The sequence below is a fragment of the Armatimonas sp. genome (assembly GCF_043760365.1).
Lineage (GTDB): Bacteria > Armatimonadota > Armatimonadia > Armatimonadales > Armatimonadaceae > Armatimonas.
The window spans coordinates 1-3,126 of record NZ_JAYUPA010000851.1; the positions used below are offsets into that span (position 1 = coordinate 1).

Sequence of the window (3,126 nt, forward strand, 5' to 3'; positions counted from 1 at the left end):
GACGGCGACATTCTCTGGGTGCGCCACATGGAAGACTCCGCCTGGAAAAAACGCTTTATCGAGAACCGGACAAGGCTAATGGCATCCTCCACTGACTAAGAGTAGCAACGCCATCAGTGCGTTTGTATGGTTTATCACTATGGCAACTTTGGCACCTCACCAGTTTTCCATGCTCTAAAACCCGCTCCCCCTTGCCGTCGAGCACCAGAAACTCCCAGTCATAGCAGGCCGGATTGTAGCCCTTCTCGCGCTTTACCATCGCTGTCAGTAGCTCCGGCGTTCCCGAGCCCTTGGGGTTATCAAACTTCTCTTTTACCAGCACAGTACCTACAGGAAAGGGTGTCAGCTTTGTCCAAAATCTCTCTTCACGTCGGCCCTCTAGTTCTAGTTTCCAATAAGCTTTGGAATTTGTTTTGAAAAGCTGATCTAATTTTCCCTCATAGCGTTTCGATGCTTGACTATAGCGCTCTGCCATCACTTGGCCAGTCATATTTACATAGACCTGAGCATAGTGATTGAAGTGAGGGTTTTGACTGCGTTGCCTCTCTTCCTCAGGAGTAAGTGAACGACAGAGCCCCGAAACCACAGTTGACATCTTAAAGGGCTGTTTAAGCAGTGCCTTAGAAGCTGTGTAAAAACCTCTCCCCTACCCCTCTCCCGGGCAGTCGTTCCTCCTTGGGAAAGGGGATTATTGGTGCAGAACTCCCTCCTTTCCCAGCGAAGTATGAGTGCCCGGGAGAGGAGGGTTGGGGAGGAGAGGTTGGTTATTACACAGGTTCTTACCACTTTTATAGTTTTTCGCTGGATTGTCTGCTTTACCGGTTTGGGCCAGCAACGGGAGGGCCAGTGGCAGCAGTGCCACGAGCCCCCAGATTCGTTTTCGATCCATGCCCTACTTTACCGACTTTTGCCAGGTAATGCTTTCCTTGAGATAGTCCCGGAGCTTCTCGAACTCCTCAACGCCCACCAGAGTCACTTTGAGCTGGCGGTTGGCGACCGCAAACGACTGACCGCGTAGCAACTTGCCCGAAGAATAGAGCGAGAACTCCTGGCGCTTACCCACCACACTCATCTCCAGCGTGCCGTCCTCGGCGAGGGCGTAGCTGTAGCTAACGAGACCCATGTCTTTGCCCTGAATCTCTCGGTACTTCAGGATTGTTGCATCCAGGTACTTGAGCAGGCCGTCCACTTCTTTGTTGTCCAGATACGCCGAGGAGGTGTAGAGTCCCACGGCATCAGTCTTGCCGCCGGGGAAGAATTCGCCGCTGACATCGGACTTGGTGTCCTGGAAGTAGAGGTAGATGCCGTCCTTGCGCTCAAGGCCCGCCCCGCCCTCCACCGAGATCGCCGTGGCGTTGGCCCAGCTCCGGCCCCGCCCACTGATGCGGCAGGGACTCAGGCGGCGCACCGTGGCCGCTCCTGAAGACTCTAGCCGTGCTCGGAGATCGGAGGTATCGGCGTGGGCGGGGGAGACAAAACAGGGCAAGGCAAGAGCTGCCAAGAGAAAGAGAGTTACTTTTTTCATCATCTCAAGAGACGGCTCTGCCTCTCTAAATGTGACAGGGATTTAAGAGAGTATGCTCGCGTGCGGCCCCAGGCTCCCAAACTTCGCCAGGGTGCGTAGGTACTCATCGGGGAGGCCGATGTCCCAGCGTTCGCCCTCGACGAGCAGTGCCCGATAGTTGTCCGGGTTGCGCTTCCAGAGCAGCTCCTGACCACTGGTGAGCTGGAACTCGTTCTTGACGCGCGTGTTGGTGGCGATCAGCTCCCCGAGGCAGTCGAAGATCTCCGACGTAAAGAGATGAATCCCAAAATGGCCCAGGTAGGTATTTGCCGCCAGCCCGTCGGTCTTAAGCGCCTGAACTTCGGCGAGCGTCGGCTTTTCTTGGAGTGCTAAAATCTCGTAGAGGCCCGCCGTCGCTGTCGCCTTGCCTTTGATGATCCCCGTGACACTCACCCCGCTCTCGGGTTCTAAGCGCACACCTGTCACCGAGCCGCCGGATTGCTCACCCGCCGCGAGCATCTGCCCCAGCGGATCGCCGGTGTAGACATGGTCGCCTAGCAAGAGGAGAATCGGCTCGCCGCTGGCAAAGGCTTTTGCCTGGTAGACCGCGTGGCCGAAGCCCTCGGGCGCGGGCTGCTCGACATACGTGATGCGCTCCGCAAGGCCTGCCAGCTTCTCGCCCTCGGCCAGAAGCCAGCCCTTACCGGCAAAGACCTGTTTTTCATCGTCGGTGAAGGCGCGGAAGTGCTCTTGAAACGCCTGCGCACCGCCGCGCTCTACCACGATGCACAGCTCCTCGATCCCCGCGCTCACACACGCCTCGGCGATCATCTGGATAGTGGGTTTTACCAGCCCATCCGTGTCTACCAGCGGGAGCATCTCTTTCTGGATCGCACGGGTGGCGGGGAACATTCGGGTTCCGCGTCCGGCGGCAGTGATAACGGCCTTGCGCGTCCTCATAGGTGCGCCTTGACCTCAGACTCTAGGATATCCGGCTCCACCAGCCCCTCAATCGTGGCCGCGATCTGCCCCTTGCGGTTCACCACAAATGAGGCCGGGATAGCGCGGATGCCATAGAGACTGCCCATCTCCGGGGTCGCGGTGAGCTGCGGCCAGTCCATCTGGTTGTCTTTGGCGTAGTCTGTAGCGTTTTTCAAGTTGTCGTTGGAGACCAGCCCAATAATCTCTAGGCCCTGTGCGCCGTACTTTTTCTTCAGCGCCACCAGAGTCGGAAGCTCCTGTTTACACGGCCCGCACCAGGTTGCCCAGAAGTTGATGAGCACGACTTTCCCCTTGTAGTCGGCAAGGCTGATTTTCTTGCCGTCTATGGTTTCGCCTTCTATGGCAGGAGCAGGCTGATCAATAAGAGCCCCTTTGTGCAGCTCCGGGTTGCCCGGCTTGGTGAGCAGGCTGGCTCCCACGAGTAACGCGACGGCAACAATGCCATAGAACACAATTGGGGGAACCTGACGTTTCATAAAAAACCTCTAGGGGGAAGAGAGTATGCCGAAGGCGAGACTCGAACTCGCACGGGTTGCCCCACACGCTTTTGAGGCGCGCATGTCTACCATTTCATCACTCCGGCTACGGCAAGAATTATATCATGGGTCTTTGACCTCTCC

At 57.0% G+C, this 3,126-nt stretch carries 3 protein-coding genes and 1 tRNA gene; all 4 read right to left on the reverse strand.

Features of this window, described 5'->3' with window-relative positions; genetic code table 11:
• Positions 1-892 precede the first annotated feature (892 nt).
• Positions 893-1,528, reverse strand: a complete 636-nt coding sequence (locus ACH2EH_RS21080) for a hypothetical protein (RefSeq protein ID WP_395144820.1) — start codon at positions 1,526-1,528, stop codon at positions 893-895.
• A gap of 39 nt (positions 1,529-1,567) precedes the next feature.
• Positions 1,568-2,464 carry a sugar phosphate nucleotidyltransferase gene (locus ACH2EH_RS21085; protein ID WP_395144822.1) on the reverse strand — a complete coding sequence of 299 codons (897 nt, stop codon included), beginning with the start codon at positions 2,462-2,464 and terminating at the stop codon, positions 1,568-1,570.
• On the reverse strand, positions 2,461-2,982 hold the full coding sequence (locus ACH2EH_RS21090; RefSeq protein ID WP_395144823.1) for a TlpA family protein disulfide reductase: 522 nt from the start codon (positions 2,980-2,982) through the stop codon (positions 2,461-2,463). The genes ACH2EH_RS21085 and ACH2EH_RS21090 overlap by 4 nt, the downstream gene beginning before the upstream one ends.
• Positions 2,983-3,008: 26 nt before the next feature.
• Positions 3,009-3,089, reverse strand: a tRNA-Leu gene (locus tag ACH2EH_RS21095).
• Positions 3,090-3,126 lie beyond the last annotated feature (37 nt).